Raw genomic sequence first — 15,527 nt, forward strand, 5'->3', positions numbered from 1 at the left:
CGTTGCTTATTTCTGCTCTGCTATTCTCTGAGACCACTAATGACAATAACATCCCGGTTATAGCTGCCTCCGGCAAACGCAATGCCTTTCGGCTCCGTCTTACGGGGCAGCAGCGCTTCAGAGATAATATTGCCGGTATGGTCAAGGTAGCTGGTGACATCGACACTCTTATGATAGAGGCAGATGTCATCCACCCGGTCATCCATGACGATACGCAGCGCGGTGGCCTCCTGCACCGAGAGCAGTTCCCCATGCTGCCGCACAGGCAGCCGTTCTGCATGCATCTGCGGCTTCGCTGCCCCGAACGGAACCGCCAGAGTGACGATGGCTGCACTGCCGGTTAGGGTAAGGGAACGCTTCATGACCGTACTCTCATGGTAGTGACCTTGCTTGAAGATCAGGCCCTGCTCCAGCGTCAGCCGGTCGTCGGCCAGCCCGGAGGGCAGCGGCTTCAGCAGCAGATTAGCCCCCTCCAGTTGGGAGACAACGTCCCCGCTGAGAGCATCGTAGGCCGCTGCACCCGGCGGCAGGTGGAAGTACTGCTCATAGCGGTGCTGCCCTTTGGCTTCGAACAGATCCACGATCAGCCAATAGCTGTTCTTGACGAACAGTACCTTACGGGAGTGAACCACCGGATCTTCGTACCGGGTATATCCGTACTGGCTCGCAAAGGTGTAGTCATATGCTTCATTGAACTGGGTATCCCAGATTCTGCAGCTCGCCGTAGGCGGTGTATTCCAGTGGAAGCTGCGGACATGCTGGTCCTGCCCGTCGACAACCACAGTGTTATGGGCACGGGTCGAGACTGTATATTTTCGTTCCTTGTTCCACTCGAACAAGCCCATACCCGAATCCGCCAGCAGCTCGCGTCCTCCGGCGTAGAGCACCAGGCTGAGCGCATCGGAATGCGCATGCCCGCCGATCCCGACGCCTGCACGCATCGCCATGTACATGTCGTTAGGGCTCCAGCCCTGGCGCGAGGTCACATAACCGCCTGCCGGGAAGCAGGCTGCCGTCTCCGCCGGCTCGACGGCCTTCAGCTGATCATACTCCGCTGCAGCCTCCGGCCCGATTCTCCACAGCAGGGAGAACGGCAGCCGCTCATGCCCCAGCGCTTTGAAGTCTCCCCGCTGATACAGGTAAGCGCCCAGGCTCATGACACCACGCAGCTCGCTGACGACCTGAACATCGGTATCGCCGAACTTGACCAGCTGCCCGTCCGGGGCCAGCAGATGCATCGTAACGACATACATCTTCTCCAGCGTCTCCCGGTATTCTCCGGCATCGATGCCGAGCTTCTGATACAGAACCACCAGCTCATACAGCTCACGCATGACGATCAGGTGGTAATTCGGGCTGCCCTCGAACTGTACCCCGTCGGGGTAGACGTTCTCAAGGATATAGCCCGGCAGCTTACGACCAGCGTATTCCAGCCATGCGGCGGAATCCTTCAGCTCCGGCAGCAGCAGCGCCGTCTGAGTCAGCCCCCGGAGCTGCATACAGACATGGTTGCCGCCGCTGGCATGATATTTACGGACGTAATCCCCGTGCTGCTGGAAGGACTGAATCAGCTTCAGCTTCACCTCTGGCTCGAAGGCCGGGGAGCTGAAGAAGGTAATGAAGGCTTCCGGCAGCATGAACATCCGCACACCGGCGGAGAGGGGGTCCCAGGTCGAATGCTCCGCCCGGAAGGTACCATCCACCGGCATAGGGTTGTCGTCAATGAAATGGCTGATCATATCATTGAAGCATCTGGCGTATTTGTCATCCCCGGTCAGCGCATAGGCTCTGGACAGGCGCTTCACGTAGACGAACCGGGTCAGATGGAGCTGATACTGCGAGCTGTCGAACAGCCAGCTGTTCCAGTCATAGCTTCCGTGCCGGAAGAGCACTCTTTTCCCTTTGAACAGGGGAATATCCCCCTCCACAATCCGGTCCGCCTCGGCAATATCCTGCTGTGCCTCTTCCTCCCCGCTGTAATGGCTGGCGGCGTACGCTCGAAGCTTGGGAACATCCTTCACCTCAAAGTAATATCTCCCGTTGTTACCCGCTGCAATGACTTCTAAATAAGCATCCCGTGCACCAGGGACATCGCCTAAGTCCAGCTTCGCAGCTACCTCTGCAAGCTCCGGTCTGTTCAAGTCCAGCATCGTGCTTAAGAATTCCCCGGCCGTTAGCTGCGGCTTCGTGTATGCGGGATTGTGGCGCAGATCTTTATATCGCATAGTCAATTCTATCATCACCTTTATATTCGCGGCTCTCTCCGCCTAAAGTCTATTCCTTAATTGAACCAAGCATGGCACCCTTGGCAAAATACTTCTGCAGGAACGGGTACACTATGACTATAGGCAGCATCGCCAGCAGAATGGCTGCATTCTGGACATTGGGTCCAAGATTGGCTGCAAGCGAAGCATCTACCGCTGCCTCTGCCGAGATATTGGAGGCGCTGATTGCCACCATCTGCCGCAGGAGCGGTTGAATCGGCCAGCGCGAGGTATCATTCAGATAGATGACCGCCGAGAAGAACTCATTCCAGAACTGCACCATGAAGAACAGCGTGAAGGTGGCGATAATCGGCTTGGACAGCGGCAGCACGATCGAGTAGAGAATTCTGAATTCCCCGGCCCCGTCAATTCTGGCTGCTTCGTCCAGACTCTCGGGCAGGCTCTGGAAGAAGGAGCGGATGACCATAATATTGAAGGCACTGGAGGCTGCCGGAAGCACTACTGCCCAGTAGGAATCGATCAGACCCAGATTTTTGACGACCAGATAGTTCGGAATCATGCCCCCATGGAAGATCATCGTGAAGAAAATAACCAGCAGCATAATCCGGCGTCCGGGCAGAAATTTCTTCGACAGGGCATAGGCCAGTGTAATGGAGACGAACAGGCTGAGCACCGTTCCCATCGCCGTGATAATGACAGAGTTCTTGACGGAGGTCAGGAACGTATTCGCATTCAGCAGATAGCTATAGGCATCCAGTGTCCAGTGCTTGGGCCAGATGAAGAAATTCCCGGCCATCGAATCTCCCGGCGGACTGAATGAGACCGCGATAATATATAGAAAAGGCAGAATAACCAGCAAGCTGATTAAGCAAATAATGACTACAATAATGGTGTCAAACCAGGTTGCCTTAAGCTTCATAACCTCTCCACTCCTGTTCTTGTTCTAGAATATGCCTTCCTCACCAAGCAGCTTGGCCGCATAATTGGCCCCGAGGACCAGGATCAGACTGGCAACGGATTTGAACATGCCTACCGTAATCGCGAAGCTGTAATTGAATTGCTCCAGACCGACATGGTAGACGAACAGATCGAAGACATTGGAGACATCCAGGTTCAGGCTGTTGGTCATCAGGAAGATCTGCATGAAGTTGGAGTCCATGGAGGAGCCCAGACGGAGCAGCAGCAGAATCACGATAGTCCCCTTGATGCCGGGGAGCGTAATATGCCAGATGCTCTGCAGGCGGCTTGCTCCATCCACTTTCGCTGCTTCATACTGCTCAGGGTTAATTCCCGCCAGTGCCGCCAGGAAGATAATCGTGCCCCAGCCCGCATCCTTCCAGATGGACTGGAAGATGACCAGCGGCCGGAACCATTCATTGCTAACCAGGAAGTTGGCGCTGCCGTCGAACCACTGGCCGAGGTAATGGTTAATGACGCCCGAAGGCCCGAAGAAGGAAATCGTAATCCCGTAAATCACGACCCAGGAGAGAAAATGGGGCAGATACACGATGGTCTGCGAGACACGCTTGAACACCTTGAGCCGCACTTCATTCAGGAGCAGCGACAGGAAGATCGTGAAGGGAAAATAAATGATCAGATTCAGCAGACTGATCAGCAGCGTATTTTTCAGCAACATATAGAAATCGGAGGTTCCGAAAAACTGTCTGAAATTATCCAGCCCTACCCAGGGACTGTCCATCATACCCTTGAACGGGCTGTATTCCTTGAAGGCTAATATGAGTCCTGTCATAGGGATGTAATGAAAGGTGAGAAAGTAGAGAATACCCGGTGCTGCCAGTAAGTAAAAGGGCCATAGCTGATGAAACCGTTTCGGTCGTAAAGCTCTCTGCACAGGCTAAACCTCCTTATCCAAATGGGCAAAAGAAAGGGGAAGCCCCCTCCTTTGCCTCTGTTTATAGTGTTGTTGTATTACTTCGTGGAATGCTCTGCTTTATACTGGTCCAGCAGTTCCTTGGTGATCTGCTCGCCCGGACCCTTAGTCCAGGTATCAATCTCCTTCTGCACATCCTCCCAGGCTCCCTCGCCCAGCACATACTTCGTCATGACCGCACTCATTTTCTTATAGCTGTCCGGATTCTTGCTGGCGTACTGTGAGTTGTAGCTGAGGAACGGATTCTCCACCCCGATCTTGCTGATCGTATCGAGTGTCGCCTTTTGCAGCGCCAGGATGTCCGTCTCCTTGGAGTTGGCGTATACATATGGATCTGCACGGTTCTCCAGGATGAAATTGTTCGGCTTATCCAGCTCATACTGCTTCTTCTGCTCCTCGGTCTGCACCGCAACCCCATTCTTGAAATCGCTGGAATGGATGCCGGTGACTCCCGCTTTGGAGAACGCTACATTCTCTTCGGAAGCCGTGAAGTCAAGGAAGTCTACAATCTGCTGCACCTTATCCTCCGGCACGGAGCTAGGAACCGCCCACAGTCCGTAGTACCCGGAGAGTACAGAAGCGCCCTTCTGTCCGTTCGCGCCTTCAAGCACATCGACAATCGCGATTTCAGCCTTCGGGTCCGTCTGCTTCAGCTTCTCGACGTTGGTCTCTACAATATCACTGACATTCCCGACAAAAGCACCCGCTGTGCCCGCAAGGAACTTACTCCGCGCCTGCCCCTGGTTCTTCAGTACCGGCGCATCCTTGTCGATCAGGCCCTTGCTCCACGAATCTCTCAGCCACTCCAGGAATGCCTTGTATTCAGGCGTCTGGAAATCACGGACCACGTTGTCACCTTCCAGCTTCCAGACATTAGGAATGCCAAAGGCATACTGGATCGGGAGGACACCCGAGAACGGCCCGGGGCTATTCACACCGTCAGAACCGTAGATCGTGAACGGAATGGTTTTGCCGCCGCCTGCCGGGTCCTTCTCCTTGAACACCGCAAGCGCATTCGTCAGCTCATCCATGGTCTTCGGAACCGGCAGATTATATTTATCCAGCCAGTCCTTGCGGATCAGAATATTGGCTTCACCTCCGCCGTAAAGGCCGCGCGGCCGGGGAATCCCGTACGATTTGCCGTCAATCTTGGCTCCGTTCCAGACCACCTCATCAATCTGGCTGATATTCTTGGTCTTCGCAAGGTAAGGCGTCAGGTCATGAAAAGCGCCCATCTTCACCAGGTTGTTGAATTTATCGTCCTTGCCGCCATCCATCAGCAGCAGGTCATAGGAATCTCCGGCCGATACCGCCACAGAGAGCTTGTCCGTATAGGCTTCGGATGGCACGAAGGTTACGTTCAGATCTACATTGCCGCGCTTCTCCAGATCCTCCAGCGCCTTGTTGTTCGTCATCTCCGGCGGATTGCCGAACAGAATGGTCATGGCCTTGATGCTGGCCGGCTTGCTAGCCGCACCGCTTAGTGTACTGCCTTCCGGTGCCGCTGTGCTGCCTGCCGCAGAATTATTGCCGCCGCCGCAGCCCGCCAGTGCAGTTACCATCAACGCCGCTGAAGCTGCAAGCGGTACAAGCTTTCTTGTGATATTCATTGTCATCCCCCATTTGCTTGTATTGATTGCGTTTACATCGTGCTTACACTTTGGATTATAGAAGACACCCGAGCTTAAGAACATGCCGGATTCCAGCCAAAGTGTCACCATTTTTAAGATTTGCCGGTCCGCAGGTATCTCCATGTTCGCCAATGTACTATAATCTGTTTAGGATAGCCTGCCCGGTATCCGTAGTCCAAAACCCTTAACGGATGTGACTCTATGAATTCACCCTTTTTCAGCTTTTTGCGGCGGAGCTTCTATATTAAGATGATTGTGGTCATGTTCGCCATCTCGGTGGTTCCGCTCATTGTGCTGTCCTTCATCTCTGTAAGCGTATCCAGCACGACGGTGGAGCAGCAGGTGAACCGCCTGAATGCCCAGCTCGTCAATCAGGTCGTGGACCGGATTGAATTAACCATGACCCGGCTGCGGGAACTGAGCGAGCAATACTCGCGGATCTCGTCCATTCAGAGTGCGCTGGTCTCGCCTTCGGCCCAATATTTTGAAGAGGTGGTCCGCAAAAAGGATCTGATCTCCGTGCTCAGCGGCGCCTCCGCCATCATCGGGAATGTGGAGGGTCTGCAGGTCTATTCCGCCGTTACAGGAGAAGTCCTCTCCTCCACAGAAGCCCCGGCCATGCTGGAGGAGTCTCCATACGGGCCGCTGATTGAAGCGTATCTGGCTTCGGGACGGCCGAATCTTTTTCTGGACAAGCACTCGCTGCCTGAGCTGGCTATTCTTCAATCGTCCACCTATTATATCTCACGCGTTCCCTTCGATTTATATAAGGACCTCAAGGGCGTGCTGCTGATCTCCATGAATAACAGCCAATACCAGCAGCAGATCGAGAATATTCAGCTTGGGAGCGAGGGCTCCATCTCACTGCTGACAGAAGACGGCCTGACCATTGCCACGACCAGCAAGCTGGAGAAGCAGGAGGATACGCAGCGGGTGCAGGAGATTCTGAAGCGCTGGAAGGAGCTGAAGCGCCCGGATCAGTTCGCGGCAGGCTCCTCGATAGTCTCTGTCAAGCAGACCTCCACCTACGACAAGTGGATCGTACTCTCGGAGATTCCGTCCAAGGAGCTTACAGCCAGCGCCGAGATTATCCGCCGGACGGTCACTTATTTTCTGCTGATACTGGTCTGTCTGGGGGCGCTCTGTGTGGTCGGCTTCGGGTATCAGCTCTACCGGCCTCTACAGGCTGTGAAGCGGCAGGTCGATGCTCTGAAAAAAGGGAATTTCGAGGCCAGGGTCACCCATTTCGCCAATAATGAAATCGGGGATCTGGGCCGGATGCTCAATACCATGGCTGTCCGCATACAGGATCTGCTGGCAGACCTGCATGATTCGGAGGATCTGAAGCGCAAGCTGGAGATCCGGGCGCTGCAATCGCAGATCAATCCCCATTTCATGTACAATACCCTCAATACGATCCGTATGTTCGCCATGATGAAGGATTATGAGAAGATCAACTCCCTGATGGGACGGCTGGTGGCCTTGCTGCGGTATTCGATGGAGAATTTCGAGCAGACGGTGCAGCTCCAGCAGGAGCTTGATTATCTGGCGGATTATACCGGGCTGTTGAATATGCGCTACAAATGCCAGATTCATCTGGAGACTGAGATTGAAGAGCCGCTGCGGGGCATGATGATTCCGAAGCTGGGTCTGCAGCCGCTGATTGAGAACTCCGTGTTCCACGGCATTCTCCCGCGCAAGGCACCGGAAGGCCATATCCGTGTGCGCGTATACAGAAGTCCCGGCGGAAGCCATATTATTGTACAAGTGGAGGACGACGGAACCGGTCTGGAAGAGGCTGACCTGAGGAAGCTGCAGCTCCATCTCCAGCAGGAAGAGTCTGCCGAGAACATCGGACTGCAGAATGTATGGATGCGCATGAAGCTGCTGTTCGGGGCGGAGACACAGATCCTGCTCACAAGCGCTCCGGGTGAAGGCTTGACCATCCGCATGCTGCTGCCATCCGGGAACGTTCTGATTAAGGAGGAACATCATGAATCACTATAGGGTTGTCCTTGTGGAAGACGAGATTCCGGCAAGAACCGTCTTCCGGCATTTCATTGAGGAGCGCGCAGACCTGTTCACCCTTGTCGGTGAAGCCGAGGATGGCCGGGACGGGCTGGAGCTGTTCCTGAAGCATAAGCCGGAGCTGATCGTCACCGACATTACGATGCCGGGCATGAACGGCCTGGAGATGCTGCGCGAGATTGAACGGAGCGGGGTACGTGCGCCGCAGATCATTATCCTGACCTGCCATCAGGACTTCCACTATGCCCAGCAGGCCATTCATCTGAAGGCAGCCTCCTATCTGATTAAGGATGACTGCCTCTCCGATCCGGGCCTGCTGACCCGGACGATGGAGGAGCTGGCGGTCCTGGCGGATTCACGCGGCGAGACGAGAGACAATTATATGCAGCTGGAGCAGCAGGTCCGCCTGAGCGAGGTGGAGATCGAGCAGAGCCTGTTCCTGGAAATGCTGCGCAGCCCGGCGGCGGAAGCCAAGTGGCTGCGCAGTCTTGCGGACTCGCAGCTTCCGCTTCACGGCCAGGGCTTCATGACCCTGCTGGTGGAGCTGGACCGCAACTCCCTGCGCTTCCCGATCGACCAGCTGGAGGAGCTGAAGCTGTGGCAATTCGCCGGGGTGAACGTGCTGAAGGAGCTGCTCGGCAGTATAGGCGCGCATAAGGTGATCGCCCTCGACAAAGGGCGGTTCCTTGCCCTGTATACCGACAGCTTGAAGGAGGGGAGACCCCGCTTTCTGGAGCAGGTGCTGGAGTCCCTGGCTGCGAATCTCCGGATGAGCTGCATCGCCCTGCTGTGCAGCTTCGAACAGGGACTGGAGGAGCGGCCGGAGGCGCTGAAGCGGCTGGCTTCGGCGCCGTATCCGTTCTTTTACCGCAGCAATGAGCTTATCGGCATTGGGGAGTGGGGGCAGCTCTCCAGCTTCCAGCGGATTCCCGAGCCGCAGAGCCGCTTCTGGAGCAAGGTGCTGAAGCAAGCGCTGCTGGAGCCGCATCTCAGCACGGCAGCCCTGGAGCAGGAGCGGCTGTCCCTATACCGTCAGGCCATGGAGCAAGCCTGGGACCCGGAGCAGATCAAGTCCCTGTATCTGCGAGTCTTCCTGGATATGAGCCATAACGTTATTGGGGCAGAAGGCGGGGCGGATCTCGAAGCGGAGCTGCGTGTACAAATCGAGCTGTGCCAGACCTTCAACGCTGTACATGAGATCACCTGCGATCATTTCCGCAAGCTTCAGCAGCTTCAGGAGGGCGGCCGGAAGATCGATGCCTCCATCACACGGATCATTCAACAGATGCGCGAAGATCTCAGCTATCCCTACAAGCTGGAGGAGCTGGCCGCTTCGATCAATTACAGCGTGCCCTACTTCAGCTCCATGTTCAAGAAGGCCGTCGGTGAGAGCTTTGTCCAATACCTGACCCGCCTGCGGATCGAACAGGCCAAGCTGCTGCTGCTCACCACCGACCACAAGACCTTCGAAATCTCCGAATCCATCGGGTTCGAGAATTACCGGTCCTTCAACCGGATCTTCAAGAAGGAGACCGGCGTCTCGCCCTCCGATTACCGCCGGCAGGGGACTCACAGCATATAAATTAGACTATGGGGCCATCGGCTGGCCGATTGTGTTCCGTTTTTCGATTACATTTGGCCTACGCGCCGCCTTCCGTCCCATTGTAGTCGGTTTTTCGATTACATTTGGCTTACGGGCCGCTCCCGGTCCTATTGTGGTCGGTTTTTCGATTACATTTGGCCTACGGGCCGCTCCCGGTCCCATTGTAGTCGGTTTTTCGATTACATTTGGCCTGCGCGCCGCCCCCGGTCCTATTGTGGTCGGTTTTTCGATTACATTTGGCCTACGCGCCGCCTTCCGTCCCATTGTAGTCGGTTTTTCGATTACATTTGGCTTACGCGCCGTCTTCCGTCCCATTATGGTCGGTTTTTCGATTACATTGGGTCCATATGCCGTCCGCTCCAGCCAATTGTGTCCGGTTTACCGAACAACCCCCGCCTTCACCGGAAACCCGGTGAGGACGGGGGTTGCTCTTGTTAACCTGTAATCATCCGTCAGGTACGGCGGTTCACGAACATCAGCATAAGCATGGAAATCACGATGATCGAGCCGACCCACATCCAGGCCAGCGTCATATTGCCGCCATCCACCGCTACATAGATCGCAGTAGGCACGGTCTGGGTACGGCCCGGGATATTGCCCGCCACCATAATCGTTGCCCCGAACTCGCCCAGCCCGCGGGCGAAGCCGAGGACATAACCGGCAGCCAGCGAACGCCCGGCCAACGGCAGGGTCACATAACGCAGCACCTGAAGCTCGCTGGCTCCCTGCGCCCGCGCGGCATCCTCCAGATCCTTCTCCACGCCCTCGAAGCCCGCTTTAACCGTGCGGTATACCAGCGGAAAAGCAACCACAACAGCGGCAATGACTGCCGCCCCCCAGGTGAACAGAATCGTCTGCTCCGTGAACTGTTCATACAGCCTGCCGATCCAGCTGCGCCGCCCGAGGACCATCAGCAGGACGAAGCCGACCACGGTTGGCGGCAGCACCAGCGGCAGCAGCAACACGGTCTCTACCAGATTATGTCCGAAGAACCTGCGCCCCGCCATCTTCCTGGCTGCCAGCATGGCCAACAGGAACACGATGATACTGGTCAATACCGCAATCTTGATTGATAACCAGACCGGGGCGAAAAAGTCGGGCCAATTGATCTCCATCTCTTCACCCCATCTAATGGTAGTTAGTTATTTAGCCAATTGAAAGCCGTAGCTGGTAAAGACAGAGCTGGCAGCAGCGGTCTGCACATAGCTATAGAACGCTTTGGCCTCGGCCTGATGCTTCGAATCCTTAACCATGCCCGCCGGATAGTTAATCGCCTTATGTACATGGCCGCCAACGGTCAGGGCAATCTTCACTTTCTTCGAGGTAAGCGCATCCGTCTTGTAGACGAACCCGGCATCCGCATTGCCTGTCTCCACATAGGACAGCACCTGTCGGACATCCTTGGCGAAGACCAGCTTGCCTTGCAGCGTATCCCATACCTTCTTCGCGGTCAAGGACTGCTGAGCGTATTGTCCGGCCGGTACCGATTCCGGCTGGCCTACGGCTACCTTTTTGAAGGCTGGAGCGGTAAGGTCAGTAATGGTTGTAAGCTTCGTGTTCGAATCGGAAGGCACAACGACGACCAATTGATTCTTCAGCAGCGCCTTGTGGTCTGCAATCAGCCCTTTATCCACCAGTGCGTTCATCTGCTTATCGCCTGCCGAGAAGAACAAGTCAGCCGGCGCCCCCTGCTCAATCTGCTTCTGTAGCGTACCTGAAGCGCCGTAATTGAACACTAGCTTAATCTCAGGATGCTGCTGCTCATACTGTACAGCAATCTTGTCCAGACTATCCTGCAGACTCGCTGCTGCGGAGACAATAATCTCCGTCTTTTTCATTGCCGCCTCAACATCTCCTGCTGAACCCGCCGACACTCCCGCCACCATAAGCAGCACCAATAATCCCGCTAACCACTTCTTCAGCACACTCCATACCTCCCAATCGCTATTTCGTATATTTGAACATATTCTAGCAAGTCAAATCGAATTATACAATATATTTGATTATGTTTGTATATGTTTAGTTATAATTAGTATTAAAATCAGGGATTCCCCTCTTATCCATGCCAAAAAACCCCGCCCTATGTATAGGGAAGAGGCCTGTTCTAAGGCTATTCGCAATAAATTTCTCACCAGTTCCAGTTATTTGACCTTGAAAGCAACCTTGAAGCTTCCCTTGGCATCTTCACCCTTGATTTCAATCCGGTATTTCCCGTCCTTCCCGGCTTCCACCTTCTCGGTACCGGATTCATTGGTTGCCAGTTCAGTAAGCACCTCATTATCCGGCCCGTATAACTTCATGGTCAGCTGGCCCTTCTCCACCTTGGAATCGTAATCTATACTGAGCGTTTCGCCGCTTTTCATACTCAGCTTCTTCTCCTCTGTGCCCGTAAAAAACTTGTAGGAGCCGCTTATTTTGCTCTTCGTGCTGGACCCGGCGTACATTATTCTCTTGTCGCAGGAAGTCAGCAGCACCGACGCCATGATGATCAAGATCCCCAGTGTCATCCATTTATTCTTCATATACTTAACACTCCCTGGTTTAGATTAAATGGCCGCAGTGCGGACAATGGAAACCCTTATTGCCTGCATTAGATGCTATGTGAATGTGATGCTGTTTCCTTGCCAGGAGATAAAGGATCAGACCGATGAAATTAGGAATATAGATGACCGCAGTCACCCAGAGCCAGGCATTCATCCGCCGCCGCGAGGCATCTTTATAAATGAATACCGCGATCAGCACATTCAGCCCCAGGAACAGCAGGGCCAGCAGGCTTATCACGATAAGCCAGGTCAGATTCTCCTCCAAAAACTCGCCCATATAGGGGCTTATGGCATACCCCAGCGCAATACAGCTTAACAGGATGGTTGCCGTAAGCGCCCAAAAAACAAATTTCTCAACGGTTAAGTGAACTTTCATAAGACCCTCTCCCGCCTCCCATAGTACTGTACAACAGCAATGTTCCGGCGATCATTGGAGACAGGATGAACAGCAGCCCCATGCTGATCTTCCATTGCAGGGCAGCCGGACCGGCCAGGAAGTACAGTCCCAGCACCATGAATACCAGCCATTGCAGGGCCATTAAAATGGAAAGTGTGCCCATTGTCCTGCGCCCTTGTATCCGCTGAATCGTATTAGAGACAAGCTCTGGGGATGGCGTGAGCGGTAGATTGAAATATTCCGTCAGCAGCTGGTCTTTGTCTCCGGACTCCTTCATTTAGTTCATCTCCCTCATTAAATTGTGCAGCAGCTTCTTGCCCTGATTCAATCGGGATTTGACGGTTCCGAGGGGAACTCCCAGCACCTCCGCAATGCCCTCATAGCTGAACTCCTCATAGTAATACAGCACGAGAGGGGCAAGATAACGTTCGGGCAGACTGCGCAGGCATTCCTCCAGGAACCGGTGCTCCTCATGCCGCAGCAGCTCCTCTTCTGCCAGTGAAGCTGGGTCTCTAATTTGAATAAGCTCCGCATCCGAGGACAACCAGGTCCAAAGGGCATACACGCTTTTCCACTTCCGATAGCGGTCGCGGTACATGTTGAATGCCACCTGGAACAGCCAAGGCTTAAAGGGACGCTCGGCATCATACTTCTCCAGCTTGCGGAGCACACGTACCCATACCTCCTGGAACAGGTCCTCCGCATCCTGCCGGTTCAAGGTAAGATGGCGGCAGAACCGGTATAAATCATCCCTATACCTGACAATGAGGAGCTCAAGATGCGCTTGTTGACCGGCCTTGCATCCTTCAACGAGCTGTTTGTCGGTCATCATCTGTTCCCCGCCGCCCTTTCAACCTACATTACGAAGTGATCTGGATATTGTTCGAAAATTCACAAGGTTATTTTTAGAAAAAGTTAATGAAATTTGAAAATAGCCCTGACCCGAGGATAGGAGGTGGTTTGGCTTAATTGCACTTTGTACAACTAAAATGTCCTATTCATAACCCTTTCCACGTTTAGTTGTATTTCGTTCATTTAAAAGGCAGCCTTCTCCCGGTTATCAGCTAATTAGGCAGATTTAGTTGTACAGAATACAGTTAGAAGATGAAGCTATGCCTTTTCGCTGTTTTTAAGTGTACATTCTACAACTAACTATATTTGAACAACATCATCCTAACAGGTGAAGCATGCTCGCGCCTTCCAACAGTAAACCACCTTCTGTTAAAAGAAAGAGCTGTCCCAAGCAGCCATTGATATGGCTTGGGACAACACTTGCGAATACCTTCTATTCAAATTCAACTCTTCATCCGCGGGTCCAGCACATCCCGCAGGCCGTCGCCCATCAGATTGAAGCCGAGGACGGTCAACATGATGGACAGACCCGGGAAGATGACGGTCCAGGGAGCTTTTTGGATGAATTGTCTGGAATCGGAGAGCATCTTGCCCCATTCCGGGTCCGGCGGCTGAGCGCCCAGTCCAAGGAAGCCCAGGGCAGCGGCTTCAATGATAGCTGTCGCGACGCCAAGGGTGCCTTGGACAATGATCGGCGTCAGACTGTTCGGCAGGATGTGGCTGAACAGAATCCGCCCGTTCTTCATCCCGATGGCCCTGGCCGCCGTAATATACTCCTCGGACTTCAGGCTCAGCACCTTGGCCCGGACCAGCCGGCCATAGGTCGGAATGTTGACGATGGCAATCGCGTAGAGCGCATTCTGCAAGGAGGGTCCCAGAATAGCTACAATCGCGATAGCCAGCAGAATACTCGGAAAGGCCAGCAAAATGTCAAACAGACGGGAGATGATCATATCCATCCATTTGCCGTAGTACCCGGCGAGGATGCCCAGCGCGGTGCCGACAATGATCGAGCCGATTACGGAGAAGAATCCCACCCAGAGTGAAATCCGTGCCCCGTAGATCACCCGGGTGAACAGATCCCGCCCCAGATCATCCGTACCGAACCAATGCTCCGCCGACGGCGGCTTCAGGCGGTTCACCAATTGCTGGGCTTTGAAATCATACGGGGCGATCCACGGCGCGAGCAGCGCAATCAGTACGAAGAACAGGATAATGCCAAGCCCGGCCATGGCTGTCTTGTTCTTGCGGAAGGCCTTCCACGCATCGCGCCAGGGGCCGGAGGCCTGATCCGCCGGAGCCTTAGGAGGTGAAGCCTGTAGTGCTGCCTGTCCCATAGCTGCTCCCCCTCACTTGTAATTGATGCGCGGATCGATAGCGGCATACAGCAGATCCACCAGCAGATTGATGAGCACAAAGATAAAGGCAATAATCAGAATCCCCGTCTGAATCACAGGATAATCCCGCGAGCTGATCGCTTCAAAGATATAACGCCCTACCCCGGGCCAAGCAAAAATCGTCTCGGTCAGCACCGCCCCTCCGAGCAGCGCCCCCGTCTGCAGGCCGATTACCGTCAGCACCGGAATGAGCGCATTCTTCAGCGCATGCTTATAGACCACGAGGAACTGCGACATACCCTTAGCCTTGGCTGTACGGATATAATCGGAATTCATCACCTCCAGCATACTGGAGCGGGTCATCCGGGCAATGATCGCCATCGGTATCGTGCCAAGCGCAATACTCGGCAGAATGAGATGCTTAATGACCGTCCACAGCTGGTCCCACCGCCCGGCCAGAATTGTATCCAGCACGTACAGGTTGGTTATCGTCTCCACCGGATTGCGCTGGTCCATCCTGCCGATGGACGGCAGCCAGTGCAGCTTCAGCGCGAAGAGCAGCTGCTCCATCAGCCCCAGCCAGAAGATCGGCATCGATACCCCAATGAGCGCGATGATCATAGCCGTGTAATCGAACCAGGAGTTCTGTCTCCAGGCGCTAAGGATACCGGCGTTGACTCCGACGAAGGTTGCGAAAAGCATACTGGCAGCCGTCAGCTCCAGCGTAGCCGCCAGATACGGTACGATTTCCTTGGCAATCGGCGTTTTGGTGCGGATCGAAGTCCCCAGGTCGCCCCGGACCAAATCACCCATGTAGTTAAAATATTGCTGCAGCCAGGGCTTGTCGAGACCAAGCTGGTTACGCAGCGCCTGCTTGGATTGCTCCGTTGCCTTCTGGCCGAGAATCGTCTCGGCCGGATCACCCGGAATGGCATGGATGATGGAGAAGACGATCAGGGTCATGCCGATCAGAACCGGGAACAGCACCATCACACGTTTTATGAGGTAAGAGTTCAATTC

Annotated in this window: 15 protein-coding genes; 2 read left to right on the forward strand and 13 right to left on the reverse strand. The window is 54.4% G+C overall.

All coding sequences use genetic code 11. The features are described from left to right. Nucleotides 1-20: 20 nt before the first annotated feature. From NSS64_RS23465 to NSS64_RS23480, 4 genes are all read right to left on the reverse strand, one after another. Nucleotides 21-2,225, reverse strand: coding sequence for an alginate lyase family protein (locus NSS64_RS23465; protein WP_341142887.1), 2,205 nt, complete (start codon nt 2,223-2,225; stop codon nt 21-23). 49 nt (nt 2,226-2,274) lie between these two features. Beyond that, the gene (locus NSS64_RS23470; protein ID WP_209992080.1) at nt 2,275-3,144 is read right to left on the reverse strand and encodes a carbohydrate ABC transporter permease; all 870 of its coding nucleotides are present in this window, start codon (nt 3,142-3,144) and stop codon (nt 2,275-2,277) included. A gap of 24 nt (nt 3,145-3,168) precedes the next feature. Then, a complete protein-coding gene (locus NSS64_RS23475; protein ID WP_076157105.1) occupies nt 3,169-4,077 on the reverse strand; it encodes an ABC transporter permease in 909 nt (302 codons plus the stop codon). Between the two features lie 77 nt (nt 4,078-4,154). Next, nucleotides 4,155-5,726 carry an extracellular solute-binding protein gene (locus NSS64_RS23480; protein WP_341141705.1) on the reverse strand — a complete coding sequence of 524 codons (1,572 nt, stop codon included), beginning with the start codon at nt 5,724-5,726 and terminating at the stop codon, nt 4,155-4,157. A gap of 222 nt (nt 5,727-5,948) precedes the next feature. On the opposite strand from NSS64_RS23480, the gene NSS64_RS23485 reads away from it, so the two are divergent. Both NSS64_RS23485 and NSS64_RS23490 read left to right on the forward strand, forming a co-directional pair. After that, the gene (locus NSS64_RS23485) at nt 5,949-7,754 is read left to right on the forward strand and encodes a sensor histidine kinase (RefSeq protein WP_341141706.1); all 1,806 of its coding nucleotides are present in this window, start codon (nt 5,949-5,951) and stop codon (nt 7,752-7,754) included. Then, entirely contained in the window at nt 7,741-9,357 is a 1,617-nt protein-coding gene (locus NSS64_RS23490) for a helix-turn-helix domain-containing protein (protein ID WP_341141707.1), read from the forward strand. The genes NSS64_RS23485 and NSS64_RS23490 overlap by 14 nt, the downstream gene beginning before the upstream one ends. A gap of 6 nt (nt 9,358-9,363) precedes the next feature. Here NSS64_RS23490 and NSS64_RS23495 read toward each other — a convergent pair whose 3' ends face one another. The 9 genes from NSS64_RS23495 to NSS64_RS23535 form a co-directional block, all read right to left on the reverse strand. Beyond that, entirely contained in the window at nt 9,364-9,693 is a 330-nt protein-coding gene (locus NSS64_RS23495; protein ID WP_341141708.1) for a hypothetical protein, read from the reverse strand. Nucleotides 9,694-9,830: 137 nt separating this feature from the next. After that, entirely contained in the window at nt 9,831-10,493 is a 663-nt protein-coding gene (gene modB / locus NSS64_RS23500) for a molybdate ABC transporter permease subunit (RefSeq protein WP_341141709.1), read from the reverse strand. A 27-nt stretch (nt 10,494-10,520) separates the two neighbouring features. Continuing rightward, nucleotides 10,521-11,264: a molybdate ABC transporter substrate-binding protein gene (modA, locus tag NSS64_RS23505; RefSeq protein WP_341142888.1), complete on the reverse strand. Its 744-nt coding sequence runs from the start codon at nt 11,262-11,264 to the stop codon at nt 10,521-10,523. 255 nt (nt 11,265-11,519) lie between these two features. After that, nucleotides 11,520-11,900, reverse strand: a complete 381-nt coding sequence (locus NSS64_RS23510; RefSeq protein ID WP_341141710.1) for a hypothetical protein — start codon at nt 11,898-11,900, stop codon at nt 11,520-11,522. Between the two features lie 19 nt (nt 11,901-11,919). Continuing rightward, nucleotides 11,920-12,297, reverse strand: coding sequence for a PLDc N-terminal domain-containing protein (locus tag NSS64_RS23515; RefSeq protein WP_341141711.1), 378 nt, complete (start codon nt 12,295-12,297; stop codon nt 11,920-11,922). Then, a complete protein-coding gene (locus NSS64_RS23520) occupies nt 12,275-12,595 on the reverse strand; it encodes a hypothetical protein (RefSeq protein WP_341141712.1) in 321 nt (106 codons plus the stop codon). Before NSS64_RS23520 ends, NSS64_RS23515 begins: the two co-directional genes overlap by 23 nt. Then, the gene (locus NSS64_RS23525; RefSeq protein WP_341141713.1) at nt 12,596-13,150 is read right to left on the reverse strand and encodes an RNA polymerase sigma factor; all 555 of its coding nucleotides are present in this window, start codon (nt 13,148-13,150) and stop codon (nt 12,596-12,598) included. It abuts the gene before it with no gap. A gap of 463 nt (nt 13,151-13,613) precedes the next feature. Beyond that, nucleotides 13,614-14,507, reverse strand: a complete 894-nt coding sequence (gene nikC, locus NSS64_RS23530) for a nickel transporter permease (RefSeq protein WP_341141714.1) — start codon at nt 14,505-14,507, stop codon at nt 13,614-13,616. 12 nt (nt 14,508-14,519) lie between these two features. Beyond that, a complete protein-coding gene (locus NSS64_RS23535) occupies nt 14,520-15,524 on the reverse strand; it encodes an ABC transporter permease (RefSeq protein ID WP_340991229.1) in 1,005 nt (334 codons plus the stop codon). Between the last annotated feature and the right edge of the window lie 3 nt (nt 15,525-15,527).

The sequence above is a fragment of the Paenibacillus sp. FSL H8-0122 genome (genome assembly GCF_038005345.1).
Taxonomy (GTDB): Bacteria; Bacillota; Bacilli; order Paenibacillales; family Paenibacillaceae; genus Paenibacillus_AQ.